Source organism: Ruegeria sp. BHSA162 (genome assembly GCF_059613385.1).
Map to the genome: position 1 here is coordinate 1 of NZ_JBXWSK010000037.1, position 14,025 is coordinate 14,025.

Annotated in this window: 15 protein-coding genes; 6 read left to right on the plus strand and 9 right to left on the minus strand. The window is 65.8% G+C overall.

Annotated features, from left to right (window positions below; all coding sequences use genetic code 11):
• A partial coding sequence (locus AC2FM5_RS11810) for a hypothetical protein (protein WP_496735721.1) occupies positions 1-193 on the minus strand: 193 nt, incomplete at its 3' end.
• A gap of 75 nt (positions 194-268) precedes the next feature.
• Between AC2FM5_RS11810 and AC2FM5_RS11815 the strand changes: the two genes are divergently transcribed.
• Entirely contained in the window at positions 269-1,171 is a 903-nt protein-coding gene (locus AC2FM5_RS11815) for a LysR family transcriptional regulator (RefSeq protein ID WP_170435421.1), read from the plus strand.
• On the opposite strand, the gene AC2FM5_RS11820 is transcribed toward AC2FM5_RS11815, so the two are convergent.
• A complete protein-coding gene (locus tag AC2FM5_RS11820) occupies positions 1,162-2,013 on the minus strand; it encodes a LysR substrate-binding domain-containing protein (RefSeq protein WP_170358040.1) in 852 nt (283 codons plus the stop codon). The two genes, AC2FM5_RS11815 and AC2FM5_RS11820, sit on opposite strands and share 10 nt — an antisense overlap.
• Positions 2,014-2,117: 104 nt before the next feature.
• Between AC2FM5_RS11820 and AC2FM5_RS11825 the strand changes: the two genes are divergently transcribed.
• The gene (locus AC2FM5_RS11825) at positions 2,118-2,822 is read left to right on the plus strand and encodes an SDR family oxidoreductase (RefSeq protein WP_170443664.1); all 705 of its coding nucleotides are present in this window, start codon (positions 2,118-2,120) and stop codon (positions 2,820-2,822) included.
• A gap of 4 nt (positions 2,823-2,826) precedes the next feature.
• Here the strand turns inward: AC2FM5_RS11825 and AC2FM5_RS11830 are convergent, their stop codons facing one another.
• The 4 genes from AC2FM5_RS11830 to AC2FM5_RS11845 are packed head-to-tail and all read right to left on the minus strand — an operon-like array spanning position 2,827 to position 8,549.
• On the minus strand, positions 2,827-4,101 hold the full coding sequence (locus AC2FM5_RS11830; protein ID WP_496735724.1) for an NAD(P)/FAD-dependent oxidoreductase: 1,275 nt from the start codon (positions 4,099-4,101) through the stop codon (positions 2,827-2,829).
• 42 nt (positions 4,102-4,143) lie between these two features.
• A complete protein-coding gene (locus tag AC2FM5_RS11835; protein ID WP_496735726.1) occupies positions 4,144-5,178 on the minus strand; it encodes an ACP S-malonyltransferase in 1,035 nt (344 codons plus the stop codon).
• Positions 5,175-7,364 carry a dehydrogenase E1 component subunit alpha/beta gene (locus AC2FM5_RS11840; protein ID WP_496735728.1) on the minus strand — a complete coding sequence of 730 codons (2,190 nt, stop codon included), beginning with the start codon at positions 7,362-7,364 and terminating at the stop codon, positions 5,175-5,177. The genes AC2FM5_RS11835 and AC2FM5_RS11840 overlap by 4 nt, the downstream gene beginning before the upstream one ends.
• A gap of 18 nt (positions 7,365-7,382) precedes the next feature.
• A complete protein-coding gene (locus AC2FM5_RS11845) occupies positions 7,383-8,549 on the minus strand; it encodes a pyridoxal phosphate-dependent aminotransferase (RefSeq protein ID WP_496735730.1) in 1,167 nt (388 codons plus the stop codon).
• 98 nt (positions 8,550-8,647) lie between these two features.
• Here AC2FM5_RS11845 and AC2FM5_RS11850 point away from each other — a divergent pair, with 98 nt between their 5' ends.
• Complete coding sequence (locus AC2FM5_RS11850; RefSeq protein ID WP_222457204.1) at positions 8,648-9,532, plus strand: LysR substrate-binding domain-containing protein; 885 nt, start codon at positions 8,648-8,650, stop codon at positions 9,530-9,532.
• Between the two features lie 101 nt (positions 9,533-9,633).
• Here the strand turns inward: AC2FM5_RS11850 and AC2FM5_RS11855 are convergent, their stop codons facing one another.
• The 3 genes from AC2FM5_RS11855 to AC2FM5_RS11865 form a co-directional block, all read right to left on the minus strand.
• On the minus strand, positions 9,634-10,791 hold the full coding sequence (locus tag AC2FM5_RS11855) for an acyl-CoA dehydrogenase family protein (RefSeq protein WP_496735732.1): 1,158 nt from the start codon (positions 10,789-10,791) through the stop codon (positions 9,634-9,636).
• A gap of 108 nt (positions 10,792-10,899) precedes the next feature.
• A complete protein-coding gene (locus AC2FM5_RS11860) occupies positions 10,900-11,691 on the minus strand; it encodes a TIGR03084 family metal-binding protein (RefSeq protein ID WP_496735733.1) in 792 nt (263 codons plus the stop codon).
• Between the two features lie 47 nt (positions 11,692-11,738).
• Positions 11,739-12,302 carry a TetR/AcrR family transcriptional regulator gene (locus AC2FM5_RS11865; protein ID WP_170358021.1) on the minus strand — a complete coding sequence of 188 codons (564 nt, stop codon included), beginning with the start codon at positions 12,300-12,302 and terminating at the stop codon, positions 11,739-11,741.
• A 304-nt stretch (positions 12,303-12,606) separates the two neighbouring features.
• Between AC2FM5_RS11865 and AC2FM5_RS11870 the strand changes: the two genes are divergently transcribed.
• The 3 genes from AC2FM5_RS11870 to AC2FM5_RS11880 are packed head-to-tail and all read left to right on the plus strand — an operon-like array spanning position 12,607 to position 13,995.
• Positions 12,607-13,071, plus strand: a complete 465-nt coding sequence (locus AC2FM5_RS11870) for a nuclear transport factor 2 family protein (protein WP_170358019.1) — start codon at positions 12,607-12,609, stop codon at positions 13,069-13,071.
• 13 nt (positions 13,072-13,084) lie between these two features.
• On the plus strand, positions 13,085-13,699 hold the full coding sequence (locus AC2FM5_RS11875; RefSeq protein WP_496735736.1) for a pyridoxamine 5'-phosphate oxidase family protein: 615 nt from the start codon (positions 13,085-13,087) through the stop codon (positions 13,697-13,699).
• Between the two features lie 47 nt (positions 13,700-13,746).
• Entirely contained in the window at positions 13,747-13,995 is a 249-nt protein-coding gene (locus AC2FM5_RS11880; protein ID WP_174819685.1) for a hypothetical protein, read from the plus strand.
• Positions 13,996-14,025: the final 30 nt, after the last annotated feature.

Genomic DNA, 14,025 nt, shown 5'->3' on the forward strand with positions numbered 1-14,025 from the left:
TGTCCAGCATCGCCTGAAACTCGCCCATTGCGTTGACGATGCTGTGGGGCTTTTCGGGGCGGTCGAAACTCAGCACCGGCATGGGCGCCAGCGCCGACAGATCGGGCAGCGCATCCTGTCGCCGCAGCCGCTCAAGCGGATAAGGACCCATGTGAACGGGTCGGTTCTTGTCCGAGAAAAAGCGGATCCCCATCGCGTGCCTCCTGTTGCCAAGCTTCCCCTAGCGCGGCATGAACAGCAACACCATTCATGGCGGATCATAAACGGTATGAAGAAAATTGATTTCACGGATCTGGACGGCAAGGTCCTGCGCACCTTCCTGACGATCCTCGAGGAAAACTCGGTGTCCAAGGCCGCCGACCGGCTGGGTGTCACGCAATCGGCCATCAGCCACACGTTGGCCAAACTGCGGCAGGTGCTGGGCGATCCGCTGTTCGTGCGGTCGGGCCAGGGGCTGCGCGCGACCGAGCGGGCGCTGGCGCTGAAAGACCCGGTGCAGAGGGTGCTGGACGGGATGCGCGCCCTGACCGATGAGCGGCCCTTTGACCCGCTGTCAGAAGAGATCACCGTCCAGATCGCCACCAACGACATGCCGCGCGAGCTGATCTTTCCGCAGTTGCTGCGCAGGGCGCGGGCCGATGGGGTGCGGCTGCGGCTGGAGTTCATGCCCTCGGGCGTGCCCGACCCTGAACTGCTGCGCAGCGACCGGTGCCAGCTGATGCTGACCCCGCTGCCGCCGGACGGCCCCGACATCTTTCAAAAGCTGCTGGTGAGCAGCCCCCTGATGGTGTTCTACGACGCCGAACGCCGCGACCCGCCCGCCGACTGGGCCGCCTATTGCACCTCGGACCATGTCGAGGTGCGGTTTCCCGACGGGCGCAACGCGCGGGCGGTGATGCGCGGCGTGGATCAAAGCCAGATCCGCCCGCCCACCGTGACGCTGCCGCATTTCAACGCGATCCCGGCCTTCGTGAAGGGCAGCGACCTGATCTCGACCGACACGGCGCTGATGAAACAGGGGCCTTTGGCGGCACTGGACTGTGCGCCCCTGCCCTTCGATTGTCAGCCGGTGTCGATCTACATGGTCTGGCACCAGCGGTTCGCCAACGATCCCGCCCATCGCTGGCTGCGGGGCCAGATCGCGGCGATTGCCGCCACGCTTCAGGCCTGAGCCCGCAGCCAGTCGCGCATCAGCGCCACCAGATCCGGCTGCCGTGGCTTGCGCGGGGTGACGATATGGAACCCCAGATCATCCAGCAGCACCTGCGCCAGCGGTTGCACCAACCGTCGCGCCGTCAGCTCGGCCGCGACCAGTGGCGCATTGGCCAGCGCAAAGCCCTGCCCGGCCACGGCGGCGTCGATGGCCAGGCTGGTCTGGCTGAAATTCATCATCCTCGGGCGCCCCTGAACGCCGGCGCGTTCCAGAAACAGGGGCCACAGGCCGTGTGAATCGCTCAGCATTACATGCGCCAGCAGGTCCTGCGCCGATGTCACTTGCGCGGCCAGGTCAGGGCTGCCGACGACGACGAATTCGGTGGGGAACAGCGGCTCGGCCACCAGACCGTCGCCAAATGGCGCGCGGCCCTGCCGCACCGCGATGTCCACCCCGTCCGTCTGGAAATCGGCCAGCCGCTCGCGCGCATCGACCTGCACCGAGACATCCGGGTGGTGCGCGGTGAAATCGCCCAGCCGCGGCACCAGCCATTTCGAAGCAAAGCTGGGTGTGACCGACAGGGTGATCTGACGCTGGCCGGACAGGTCTTCGACCGCCTCTTCGATCAGACGGAAAGCGCGGCGCAGGGGCGCGTGGAACCGCCGACCGGCCTCGGTCAGGCGCAGGCCGCGTGGCAGACGGTCGAACAACAGGGTGCCCAGCCGCGCCTCAAGGCCGCGGACCTGCTGCGCCACAGCCCCTTGGGTGACACCCAGTTCCTGCGCCGCCAGCCTGAAGTTCAGGTGACGGGCCGACGCCTCGAAGGCGCGCAGGGCGTTCAGCGGAGGAAGGGCAGCCATGACGCTCACACAATAGATTTTCTACAGCCATAGGGCAGAAGAACTGATTGGTCAAACGGCCGGCCACGCTTCATCTTGGCGGCAGATGGAAACGGAGAACGAAGATGACAGAAAAAGTGGCTCTGATCACCGCCGGCGGCAGCGGCATGGGCGCGGATGCGGCGCGGCGTCTGGCGGCGGACGGGTTCAAGGTGGGCATCCTGTCCTCGTCGGGCAAGGGCGAGGCGCTGGCGGCCGAACTGGGCGGCGTGGGCGTGACCGGCTCGAACCAGTCGAATGACGACCTGCAGAGGCTGGTCGATGCGGCGATGGCCCATTGGGGGCGGATCGACGTGCTGGTGAACTCGGCCGGTCACGGACCCCGCGCGCCGGTGCTGGAGCTGACCGACGAGGACTGGCACCGCGGCATGGAGGTCTATTTCCTGAACGCCGTGCGCCCCACAAGGCTGGTCACCCCGATCATGCAGACGCAGGGGGGCGGGTCGATCATCAACATCTCGACCTTCGCGGCGTTCGAGCCCGATCCGGTCTTTCCGACCTCGGGCGTGTTCCGGGCGGGGCTTGCGGCGTTCACCAAGCTGTTCGCCGACAGATATGCCGCCGAGAACATCCGCATGAACAACGTCCTGCCCGGCTTCATCGACAGCCTGCCGGAAAAGGAGGAGTTCAAGGCCAAGATCCCCATGGGCCGCTACGGGCGCAGCTATGACGAAATCGCCTCGGTCATCGCGTTCCTGGCCTCCGAGGGCGGCGGCTACATCACCGGGCAGAACATCCGGGTGGATGGCGGGATCACCCGCTCGGTCTGATTGGTCAGACCCTTGCCTTGACCAGATGCGTCAGCGTCGCGCCGGTCTCAAAGAAGGCGCGGCGCAGGCCTGTCCAGCTTTCGCTGTGCTCAGGCACCGGCGGCAGCGGCAGGCGGGCGGGGTCGCCCGACAGCAGGCTGTCGGCCATCATGCGGCCGAACACCGTGCCCGGCCCGATCCCGCGCCCGGAATAGCCATGCGCCGACAGCGCGTTTGGCCCGATCTGCACCAGCTTCGGGATATGGTCCGAGGTCATGGCGATGCGCCCATGCCAGCCGTCCTTCAGCGGCTGATCGGCCAGAGCGGGGAAGATCTGCGCCAGTTTGCGCGTGATCCAGCCGCGATGAGCGAAACTGCCCGCGTGGCCCAGATCGCCCATCGCCCCGATCACCAGCCGCCCGGCCTGATCCATGCGGAACGAGGTCATGATCAGCCCGGTATCCCAACAGCCCTCGCCCCCCGGCAGCAGGGTGGCGCAGATGTCCTCGGGCAGCGGGTCGGTGGCGTATTGGAAGTAGTAGACCGGTACATAGGCCTGTCGGGTGTCGGGCAGCCCCGCGTGATAGGCGTTGGTGGCTTGGATCAGCGCCTTGGCGCGCACAGAACCCAGCGGTGTGTCCAGATGCCAGACATCGCCATCATGGCGCAGGGTCTGCACCGGGCTGTTGGCGTGGATCGCGGCCCCGGCCTGCCGCGCGGCGCGGGCGAGGCCCTGCACATAGGCCAGAGGCTGGATCGTCCCGGCGCGCGGGTCGAAGATGGCGCCGTGAAAGGCCTCGCTGCCGGTGCGGCGGGCGGTTTCCTGCGCCGACAGCAGTTCGACCGGCGCGCCGTCGGCTGACAACTGTTGGCGGCGGGTTTGGAGGTCGCGCAGGCCCTTGGGCGAATGGGCCAGGTACAGGGTTCCGGCCTGCACCGGCTCGCAATCGATGGCGTGGTCACGGATCAGGCGGAACACTTCGGCCGGGGCCTGCGCCAGCAGGGTGATCAGCCGGTCGCCGGCCTCGTGGCCCAGATGGGCGCGGATCTCGGCCGGGGGCAGCCACAGCCCGGCATTGGCCAGCCCGACATTGCGGCCCGACCCGCCATGGCCGATCTCAAGCGCCTCGAGCAGGCAGACCGAAGCCCCCGCCTGCGCCGCGTGCAGCGCCGCCGAGCAGCCCGTATAGCCGCCGCCGATCACGGCAAGGTCCACCGTGACAGGCCCGGTCAGGGGCGGGGCATCCACCCGCTCGCGGCTGGTCTTGGTCCACAGGCTGATTTCCGGGTCGGTGGTCATGGGCGGGATGTCCTTGAATGCGCGCGCAGATTCCCCGAGCGCTTAGCCGATGGCAAGAGGTCTTTGATCCTCGCGCCCCAAAGGGATCAGGAACGGGTCCTGCGCCTGCAGGGCCTGAAAGCTCTCTTTGTCGGACATGCCGCGCCAGTTGGCCAGCACCAGCGATTGCGCCACCGCGCCGCCTAATGTCGCGCCAGGGCCGGTGACGATGAACAGATCGGGTGCGAATTCACGGGCGGCGGTCTGCACCGCGCGGGTGAAATCGTAGGGCTCGGTCACCTGATGGCCCAGCGTGTAATCCCACAGCGCGCCCGTGTCGGTTGCCCCCGGCCACCAGATCTTGCCGCGCCCGTCGATCATCGGCAGGTCGGGCTGGGTGAACAGCGTGGCGGGCAGTTGGCGGCGACCCTCCTGCGCCACGGGGGCCTGCAGGCGCGTGTGAAAGGCCGCGTGATTGGCCAGCCGCATCGGGAACCGTTGCTGCACCACGGGCTGCGCGGCCTCGAACGCCTTGAGCCCGGCCTCATTGCCGGCCAGAACCAGCATCCCGCCCAGGTCGATCGACAGGGCGAGGTCATGTTCCGGCAGAGAGTCGATGCGCGCCACCTCGGCCAAGAGCTCGGCCTTTCGGGCCGGGTCGTCGCGCCAGTCGTCACCGGTGAAGGGATAGACCAGCTGCCCGCCGATCAGGTGGGTCTGCATCAGCGCGCCCATGGTGTTGACCACCCGGAACCCGTTTTCCGGCGACAGCGCGCCAGCAGCGGCCAGCGCGATATACCAGCCCATCGAGTTGCCGGTGACGGCCACCACCTCGATATCCTCGGCCAGCGCCTGCGCATCGGCCAGCGATGAGGCGTAGATCAGCGGCGAGGCCACGTCGCCGCGGGAATACTTGCTGACCGAGAATCGCGACGCGCCGTCCAGTGCGGTCACCGCCTCCTGGCCCGTCTCGGCGCGGATCGCGTCGAATTCGCGGAACAGTTCCATGCGGTTCGAATGGTGACGGTGCAGATAGCCCAGCTCGGGCTTGTTGTAGGTGCCCCGGCCGGGGCAGATCACGACGGCGGTGCGGGTCATTTCTTGGCTCCGGTCAGGGTCAGGGCGGCGGCCACGATGCCATCCTTCGAAGGCAGCGGCGCGGCATAGGCGGGGCCGGTGGCGATGAAGCAATCCTCGGCCACCACGCGGGCCGTGGGCAGGTCGGTCTGTTCGGCAAAGAGCGTCATCAGCGCCTCGGACTGGCTGCCGGTGCGGCGGCATTCATCGACGATCAGGACGTGTTTGCAGCCTTTGGTCGCCTCAAGCAGTGCTTGTTCGGGCAGCGGCGCCAGCCAGCGCATGTCGATGATGCGGGTGTTTAGCCCGGCACCCTGCAGTTCGGGCAGGGCCTGTTTCGACAGGTAATGGCCGTTGCCGTAGGTCACGATCGCCAGATCGGTGCCGTCGCCATGCACGCCCACCTCGCCCAGCGCGATGCGTTCGTCGGACGCGGGATAGCGGGTCATCCACGCGCCGTCCTGCGCCTGATGCAGGTCGCGCATCGGGTAGAGTGCGATGGGTTCCAGGAACACCACCACCCGCTGCTCCTCGCGCGCAAGGCGCACGCATTCGCGCAGCATCCGCGCCGCGTCCGCCCCGGTCGAGGGGCAGGCGATGATGACGCCCGGAATGTCGCGCAGCACGGCCAGCGAGTTGTCGTTGTGGAAATGCCCGCCAAAGCCTTTCTGGTAGCCCAGCCCGGCGATCCGCACGACCATCGGGTTGGTGAACTGCCCGTTCGAGAAGAAGGGCAGCGTGGCGGCCTCGCCCCGGATCTGGTCCTCGGCATTGTGCAGATAGGCGAGGAACTGGATCTCGGGGATCGGGACAAAGCCGTTGTGGGCCATGCCGATGGCAAGGCCAAGGATGGACTGTTCGTCCAGCAGCGTGTCGATCACCCGGTCGGGGCCGAAACGCGCCTGCAGCTTCTGCGTCACGCCATAGACGCCGCCCTTGCGGCCCACGTCCTCGCCCATGCAGACGATCTCGCCATGTTCCAGCATCAGGTCGGTCAGCGCCCAGTTGATCAGGCGCGCCATCGGCTGCGGGTCGTCCATCGCGCGCAGGTCGCTGCCGAAGGCGGCGGCGCGGGCCTCGGCGCTGGGGCCGTTGGTAGGTTTGCAGGGGCGCTTGGGCGGGATGAGGCTGGCCGCGACCTCGGCGGCGGTGGCCAGATGTGGGCGGGTGGCAGCCTGCGCCGCGATGCGGTCGGTGCGGGCGCAGGTCTGTTCATAGATATTCAGCGCCTGTTCGGGCGACAGCGCCCCGGCCTGATCCAGCAGGCGCACCGAATGCAGCAGCGGGTCGTTGGCCTCGTCGGCCTCGACCTCGGCGCGGCTGAGATAGGTGGTGGGCACATCCGCCCCGGCATGGCCGTAGAGGCGCACGGTTTTCAGGTGCAGGAAGGCCGGTTTGCGCCGGGTGCGGACGTATTCGGCCGCCTGCTGCGCCACCGCGAAGGTTTCATAGATGTCCAGCCCGTTGGCCTGGAAATACCTGATGCCCGGTCGATGCTCCATCGAGGCCTGAATCCAGCCCTTGGGCGTCTTGACCGAGATGCCGATGCCGTTGTCCTCGCACACGAACAGCAACGGCAGAGGGATCGATTGCACGCTAGTCCAGCCGGCAGTGTTGATCGCCCCCTGCGCAGTGGAGTGGTTGGCCGAAGCGTCGCCAAATGAGCACATCGCGATGCCGTCCTCGGGCAGCTGTCGGTGTTCGGGGCCATGCCGCCGCGCCGCACCCAGGCTATAGGCCGCCCCCACCGCCTTGGGCAGGTGGCTGGCGATGGTCGAGGTCTGCGACGGGATCATCAGCGCCTTGGAGCCCAGCACCTTGTGCCGCCCGCCCGAGGTCGGGTCCTCCTTGGAACAGGCGAAACTCAGCAGCATGTCCCAGGCGATCTGCTGGCCGGGCACCTGCTCGGCCCGGGCGATCTGAAAGGCGGCGTCGCGATAGTGCAGAAAGGCGATGTCGGTCGGGCGCAGGGCATGGGCCACGGCGGCCATGCCTTCGTGCCCCGACGAGCCGATGGTGTAGAACCCCTGCCCCGCCTTCTGCATCGCCCGGCTGGTGCGGTCCAGCGCGCGGCTGAGGACCTGAGAGCGGAACAGCGAGACCACCTCGGGCGCAGTCAGGCCCGGGCGCGGCGGCGCGCCCGCGGGCAGGTCGCGGTTGGCAACGCGGGTCAGGAAGTTTTCGTGAACGATCTGGGCGCGATCCATCTGGGTTCCCCGGTCAGGTCAGAGTTTGGCCGTGGCGTCGGCAATCCGGCGCAGGCCTTGGGTCAGGCTATCGGTGTCATAGGCAAAGGAAAGCCGAAAATGCCCCGGCATGCCGAAGGCCCGCCCCGGCACCACCGCGATGCCCGCCTGATCCAGCAGATGACGGCAGAACTCGGGGTCCGACGGCATCGCGGCAGGCGTCTGCGGAAAGACGTAGAAGGCGCCGCAGGGCACTGGGCAGTCCAAACCGGCGGCCTTCAGGCCATCCACGACCAGATCGCGGCGCGCACGCATCGCCTCGCGGCGTTCGGCCAACAGATCCTGCGGGCCGGTCAGCGCGGCCTGCGCTGCCGCCTGCGCGATGGAACAGGCACCCGAGGTGATCTGCCCCTGTACCGCCGCCATCGCCTTGATCAGCGGCGCGGGGCCGATGCCCCAGCCGATGCGCCAGCCGGTCATCGAATAGGCCTTGGACACGCCATTCACCGTCAGCGTGCGGTCGGCCAGCGCCGGAACCGCCTGGGTAAAGGGCGTGAAGGGCACATAGGCGAGGTGCTGATAGATCTCGTCCGAGGTTACCCAGACCTGCGGGTGCTGTTCCAACACAGCGCCCAGCGCCTGCAATTCGGCCTCAGAGTAAACCGCCCCGGTCGGGTTCGACGGTGTGTTCAACAGCAGCCAGCGGGTACGCGGGGTGATCGCCGCCTCCAACTGTTCGGGGGTCAGCTTGAAGGCCTGATCGCGCGGACAATCCAGCACGACCGGCACACCGCCCGCCAGTTTCACCATGTCGGCATAGCTGGTCCAGAAAGGCGCGGTGGTGATGACCTCATCGCCCGAATCGAGCGTCGCGAGGAACGCGCCGGCCAGCACCTGCTTGGCCCCGGTCGAGACGATGACCTGCGCCGGCTCGACCCCGGCCTGTTCCGCGATAGCGGCACGCAGGGCCGGCGTTCCGGCGGTGGCGGGGTATCGGGTCTGGCCTTCCAGCGCCGCCTTGTGGGCGGCCTCGACCACGTGCGGCGGCGTGGGAAAGTCGGGCTCGCCGGTGCTGAGCGCGATCACGTCCACACCCTGCGCACGCAACTGCGCGGCCCGTTCCGAGATTTGGACGATCTCGGACAATTCGATCCCGTCGAGTCTCCCTGCCCGCCGAAATCCGCTCGAACTGTTCTGAATGGTCATGATCGCCCCGCTGCACTTTTCTACCGCTGCGCCTTTTTGCTATTGGGTTGGAGGATCCACCAGTGATATTCCCTCCAAAAGCCATGAGGAAAAATCATATGCTGGCGCCGCGTCGATTTCTGCCGTCTATTTCTTCCCTGTTGGCGCTCGAAGCCGTCGACCGCCTGGGCAGCGCCTCGGCAGCTGCCGATGAGCTCTCGCTGACCCAAAGCGCGGTCAGTCGCCAGTTGAAGGCCGTCGAAGAACAGCTGGGCGTCGCACTGATCCAACGCGACCGAATGCGCCTGCAACTCACACCCGCTGGCAAGGAATACGTGGAAACTGCCCGAACGGCGCTGCAGCAACTGGCGCAGGCCTCACTGAAGCTGAAGGCCAACCCTTCCGGCGGTTCTTTGCAACTGTCGATCCTGCCCGCCTTCGGTATGCACTGGCTGGCGCCACGGCTTCAGGATTTCGCGCAACGCCACCCCGAAGTGACGATGAACCTCAGCACACGGCTCAAGCCATTCGACTTCGGCACCGAACCCTTCGACGCAGCCATCCACTTCGGCCAGCGCGACTGGGCCGGGGTGAACTATCTGCCGATCATGTGCGAAGAGGTTCTGCCGGTCTGCGCGCCAGCCCTGCTGCCAGCCGAAGCCCCGAACGCTGAATGGCTGGTCGACGCACCACTGCTGCATCTGGATACCCGGCCCGATGCGTGGGAACGCTGGTTCGCCGCGCAAAGCACCCCTGTCGAGGGCGTCCGAGGCATGCTGTTCGACCAGTTCTCGACCATGATCCAGGCTACGATCCATGGGTTGGGCGTAGCACTGCTGCCCAGCTACCTGATTTCAGCCGAGCTCGAGGCCGGCCGGTTGGTTCCGGCCTGTGCAGCTCCGCCGGTCAGCCTGGGCGACTACTATCTTGTCTGGCCGCAAAATCGCACGGAACCGGCCCCTCTTGTCTCGTTCCGCGCATGGCTGCAGGGGCAGCTGCCTTAGCCGATCCGCCTCCGCCGCGGCCGAGCATCGCTCGGGCGCGGCCGGGCCCAACCGGAGGAGGCGGCCCGCAAGGGCCGTTGACGACGGGCGGGAGCGCCCGGTCAGACGTCGATCGAGCGGGCGATGAGTTCCTTCATCACCTCGTTGGTGCCGCCATAGATCATCTGCACCCGCGCATCCGCGTACAGCCGCGCGATCGGGTATTCCATCATGAAGCCATAGCCGCCGAACAGCTGCAGGCATTCGTGCATGATCTCGTTTTGCACCTCGGAGCCCCAGTATTTCACCATCGAGGCCGTGGCCGCGTCCAGCTGACCGGCCTCCAGCTTGCCGATGCAGTCATTGACAAAGCTGCGCAGCACCTCGGCCTTGGTCTTGCATTCCGCCAGCTTGAAACGAGTGTTCTGGAAATCCATGACCCGTTGGCCGAACGCCTTGCGCTCTTGGGTGTATTTGACCGTCTCGGCGATGGCGAAATCGATCGCGCCCAGCGCCATGATGCCGATGGTCAGACGTTCCCACGGCAGTTGCTTCATCAGCTGATAGAAACCCTGCCCCTCCTCGGAGCCCAGCAGGTTGGTCATCGGCACCTTCACGTCCTCGAAGAACAGCTCAGCCGTGTCATTGGCCTTCATGCCCAGCTTCTTGAGGTTGCGGCCTCGGCGGAAGCCCTCGGCCCCTTCGGTCTCGACCGCGATCAGCGACACGCCCTTGGAACCCAGCGACTTGTCTGTCTTGGCGGCCACGATGATCAGGTCGGCGGTCTGGCCGTTGGTGATGAAGATCTTGGACCCGTTCATCCGGTAGGAATTGCCATCCTTTTCGGCTGTGGTTCGGATCGCCTGCACGTCCGAACCGGTACCCGGTTCGGTCATAGCCAGCGCGCCGACCATCTCGCCCGAGGCCAGCTTGGGCAGCCATTTGGCCTTTTGATCCTCGCTGCCATAGGCGGTGATGTAATGGATCACGATCGACTGGATGCCATAGCCCCAGCCCGCATCCCCGCGCGAGGTCTGCTCATAGATCGTGACTGCATCAAAACCCATGCCGCCGCCGACGCCGCCGAACTCCTCGGGGATGGCCCCGGCCATCAGCCCGGTTTCCCCGGCCTTCCGCCAGAAGTCGCGATCGACCACGCCCTGCTCGGCCCAGGCCTCGATGTTCGGCACCAGTTCATCATCCATGAACCGTCCGGCCATTTCGGCAAACATGCGGTGTTCGTCAGTGACCCAGGAAGCGGTCGAGGTAAAAAGCGACATGATTGGTTCTCCGGAATTCTGTTGGCAAAAAGGGTAGCTTTCGTCGCCGATTCCGCCAATCCGGGTGACGCCGCGTCGGTTTGCGCCGCTACGCAACGTCCTTTGGCGTCAATGCCCTACGCGGTGCCGGGCGCCGGGCGGCGGCGGCGTTTCCGGGGCGCCAGCGAAACACTGGGCGATGGCCATCCACTCCTGCGCGACCGGCCCCTGCACCGACAGGCCGGTGTCCGCCACGTTTCGGGTCTGGGTCACAACGCGGGCAAAATCGACGGCCGGCCCTTCGATCAGGTCGGCGCCGGGCGCGCCGAACTCCCACAGCGCCCCCGACGGCGCGATCAGGCGCAGATGGGGCGTCACCGGAGGAACTAGGCGGCCATGCACCGTGAAGGTCCAGCCAAAGGTGTTCACGCCCAGCACGACGATGTTGCGGATCCGGTCTGTCTCGGGCCGGGTCAGTCCAAGAATGTCGAATACCTCCTGCCCATGCGCCCAGGTCTCCATCTGCCGGGCGGTCATCGAGGACCGCACCGACATGTCCGGCCCCACCCATTTGACCCGCGACTTGGGGTCCAGCCCCGACCAGTCGCGGCCCATTCGGCCGCATAGATCAGACCATGCGGCGCGCAGATCATGTCCTCGTTCGGTGATTGCAGCGTTTTCCGTCGCGCGAAATCCCTCGGCCTGGATACGCGGCATCACCTGCTGCACCCGGGCTTGGAACGCATCCGGGTCGCGTTGTGACAGGTCGGCCATTTGGTTCCAGAAATGCAGGTGCACCAACACGTCGTCGATCGTCCAGTCTTTGAACTGGGTCACGATCTGCCAGTCCGCGGCACCCAGCCCCGTCAGTGCGTCATCAAGAACCTGACATTCTTCCCGAAAATCCGAAGCCTGCTGCATACACCCCCCTTTTACCTGCTTCAGGGACTAAAGCGGGTTTTCATGGGTCAAGCCAGCGCGTTTTTCAGCAAGACGGCAGCCGCCTCCTTGGCGTCGCGCGCGGGATCGCCGTTGCGAAGCAGCACGGCGGTGACGATCGCGCCCTCTTTCAGCAGCAGCAGCTGGCAGGCCAGCTTGTCCGGGTCCCGCGCGCCAGCCTTGCGACACAGGTCGGTGAAATATTCCAGCAGCAGGCGCTTGTGCTCGCCCGCCTGCACATGGATCGGGTGGTCGGGATCCTGGTATTCGGCCCCCGCCTTGATGAACATGCAGCCGCGGAAATTGTCCTCGCGGAACCATTCGCCCAGCGCATCGAACGCGGCCAGCAATTGATCGGCGGGGGTGTCGGCCAGCTCCTCGATCCGGCGCACGAACCAGTTGCGGAAATTCTCGTCCCGCAGGCGCAGCACCGCCAGGATCAGCTCCTCCTTGGTGCGGAAATGCTTGTACATCGAGGTCTTGGACACGCCGGTTTCGACCACCAGCCGGTCCATTCCGGTGGCGTGAAACCCGTCGCGGTAAAACACCTGCAGTGCTTTGCGGACCAGCTCGTCCCGTTTGTTCGGACGCATGATTCGGCTCCCTCATGTACAGATCAGTACATAATGCCTTTGCCGCGCAGGTGCAATTCACACCGATTAAGCCACTGTTTTTAGGTATTATTTTCCATGACGAAGGCCAGAACGAAAAACTATTTTTGACCCAAGGGTTGAAATAGTTGACCGATCTGTACACTTTATCAGCACAGTTTACTGATCTGTACACCTAAAGGATTTGACCGATGCGACGCCGCGCCAGCCCATTTCCCGCAAGCTATGTTCCCTTCCTTCTGACCGTGGCCCTACTGGCCGCCACCCTCGCCTGAAGGCCCTGACCATGCCGCGCCCTCCCCTGCCCCCGTTCACGACGCAGACCGCCATCGAAAAGGTTCGCAAGGCCGAAGACGCCTGGAACAGCCGCAACCCCGACATCGTGACCCCGGCCTATACCGAGGACAGCCAGTGGCGGAACCGGTCCGAGTTCCTGACCGGCCACGCCCAGATCCACGCCTTTCTGACCCGCAAATGGCGCACGGAACTGGACTATCGCCTGATCAAGGAGCTGTGGGCCTGTGACGGGAACCGCATCGCGGTGCGCTATGCCTATGAGTGGCATGACGACAGCGGCCAGTGGTTCCGCTCCTACGGTAACGAGAACTGGGAGTTTGCCGCCGATGGCCGGATGGCCCAGCGACATACGTCCTTGAACGATCTGCCGATCACCGACGCCCAGCGCCTGTTTCACTGGCCCCTGGGGCCACGGCCCGCCGACCATCCCGGCCTGTCCGATCTGAACCTGTGAAAGGAGGCACCCCATGCCCCGCGCCTTTTCCGAACTGACCTTCACTCCCGCCGTCCGCGCCCATCAAGAGCGGATGGGGTCCGCCGCCTCCTACGCCAAGTTCATCGACGGCGGCCCGCAGCAGGGTCACCTGATCGGCCCCACCGAGCAGGCCTTCATCGAGGCGCGCGACGGGTTCTATCAATCCACCGTGTCCGAGACCGGATGGCCCTATGTCCAGTATCGCGGCGGCCCGGCGGGGTTTCTGAAGGTGCTGGACGACCGGACCATCGGCTATGCCGATTTCACGGGCAACAAACAGTATATCTCGCGCGGGAATCTGGACGGCAATGACCGGATCGCGCTGATCCTTATGGACTATGCCAACCAGCGCAGGCTCAAGATCCTGGGCCGCGTGGACTTTCGCGAAGGGGCCGAGGCCGCGCGCGACCTTTTCCCTGACGCGGCCGAGGCCGAACGCGCGGCGATCATCCAGGTCGCGGCGCTGGACTGGAACTGCCCGCGCCACATCACTCCCCGCTTCACCGAGGCCGAGCTGCGCCCGCATCTGAACGCGCTTGGCCGCCAATTGGCCCAGCTGCAGGCCGAGAACGACCAACTGAAGCAGGCCTTGGCCCGGAAAGCCTGAGCCACCCCCAAGACCCCGAACCCGTCAGCAACAGGAGTATCAATGCCATGCTACGCGCGATTACCAACACCCTCGCCACCCTGACCGCCGGATCGGTCTTTGCCGTTTCGGTCGTGACCGTCGGCTTCTACCTCTCGCCCGAGGCCGTGCGCGCCGCCGAGCCCGACCCGTTTCAGACCCAGTTCCGGGCACAGACCATCGAAGCGATGCAGAGCGCTTATCCCGTGCTCACCCCCTACACAGAATCCAAGGCGCAACCAAAGCCCGAGTCTTCACCCAAGCTGCCGACAAATTGACAATTGAGGACCGAGATCTTGAATCCCCGC

What these genes read in the sequence shown, in the direction of transcription:
- AC2FM5_RS11845 (WP_496735730.1), bottom strand. Translation starts at nt 8,549, where the DNA reads ATGACCATTCAGAACAGTTCGAGCGGATTTCGGCGGGCAGGGAGACTC.
- AC2FM5_RS11865 (WP_170358021.1), bottom strand. Translation starts at nt 12,302, where the DNA reads ATGCGTCCGAACAAACGGGACGAGCTGGTCCGCAAAGCACTGCAGGTG.
- AC2FM5_RS11860 (WP_496735733.1), bottom strand. Translation starts at nt 11,691, where the DNA reads ATGCAGCAGGCTTCGGATTTTCGGGAAGAATGTCAGGTTCTTGATGAC.
- AC2FM5_RS11830 (WP_496735724.1), bottom strand. Translation starts at nt 4,101, where the DNA reads ATGACCACCGACCCGGAAATCAGCCTGTGGACCAAGACCAGCCGCGAG.
- AC2FM5_RS11825 (WP_170443664.1), top strand. Translation starts at nt 2,118, where the DNA reads ATGACAGAAAAAGTGGCTCTGATCACCGCCGGCGGCAGCGGCATGGGC.
- AC2FM5_RS11855 (WP_496735732.1), bottom strand. Translation starts at nt 10,791, where the DNA reads ATGTCGCTTTTTACCTCGACCGCTTCCTGGGTCACTGACGAACACCGC.
- AC2FM5_RS11850 (WP_222457204.1), top strand. Translation starts at nt 8,648, where the DNA reads ATGCTGGCGCCGCGTCGATTTCTGCCGTCTATTTCTTCCCTGTTGGCG.
- AC2FM5_RS11820 (WP_170358040.1), bottom strand. Translation starts at nt 2,013, where the DNA reads ATGGCTGCCCTTCCTCCGCTGAACGCCCTGCGCGCCTTCGAGGCGTCG.
- AC2FM5_RS11840 (WP_496735728.1), bottom strand. Translation starts at nt 7,364, where the DNA reads ATGGATCGCGCCCAGATCGTTCACGAAAACTTCCTGACCCGCGTTGCC.
- AC2FM5_RS11835 (WP_496735726.1), bottom strand. Translation starts at nt 5,178, where the DNA reads ATGACCCGCACCGCCGTCGTGATCTGCCCCGGCCGGGGCACCTACAAC.
- AC2FM5_RS11875 (WP_496735736.1), top strand. Translation starts at nt 13,085, where the DNA reads ATGCCCCGCGCCTTTTCCGAACTGACCTTCACTCCCGCCGTCCGCGCC.
- AC2FM5_RS11815 (WP_170435421.1), top strand. Translation starts at nt 269, where the DNA reads ATGAAGAAAATTGATTTCACGGATCTGGACGGCAAGGTCCTGCGCACC.
- AC2FM5_RS11870 (WP_170358019.1), top strand. Translation starts at nt 12,607, where the DNA reads ATGCCGCGCCCTCCCCTGCCCCCGTTCACGACGCAGACCGCCATCGAA.
- AC2FM5_RS11880 (WP_174819685.1), top strand. Translation starts at nt 13,747, where the DNA reads ATGCTACGCGCGATTACCAACACCCTCGCCACCCTGACCGCCGGATCG.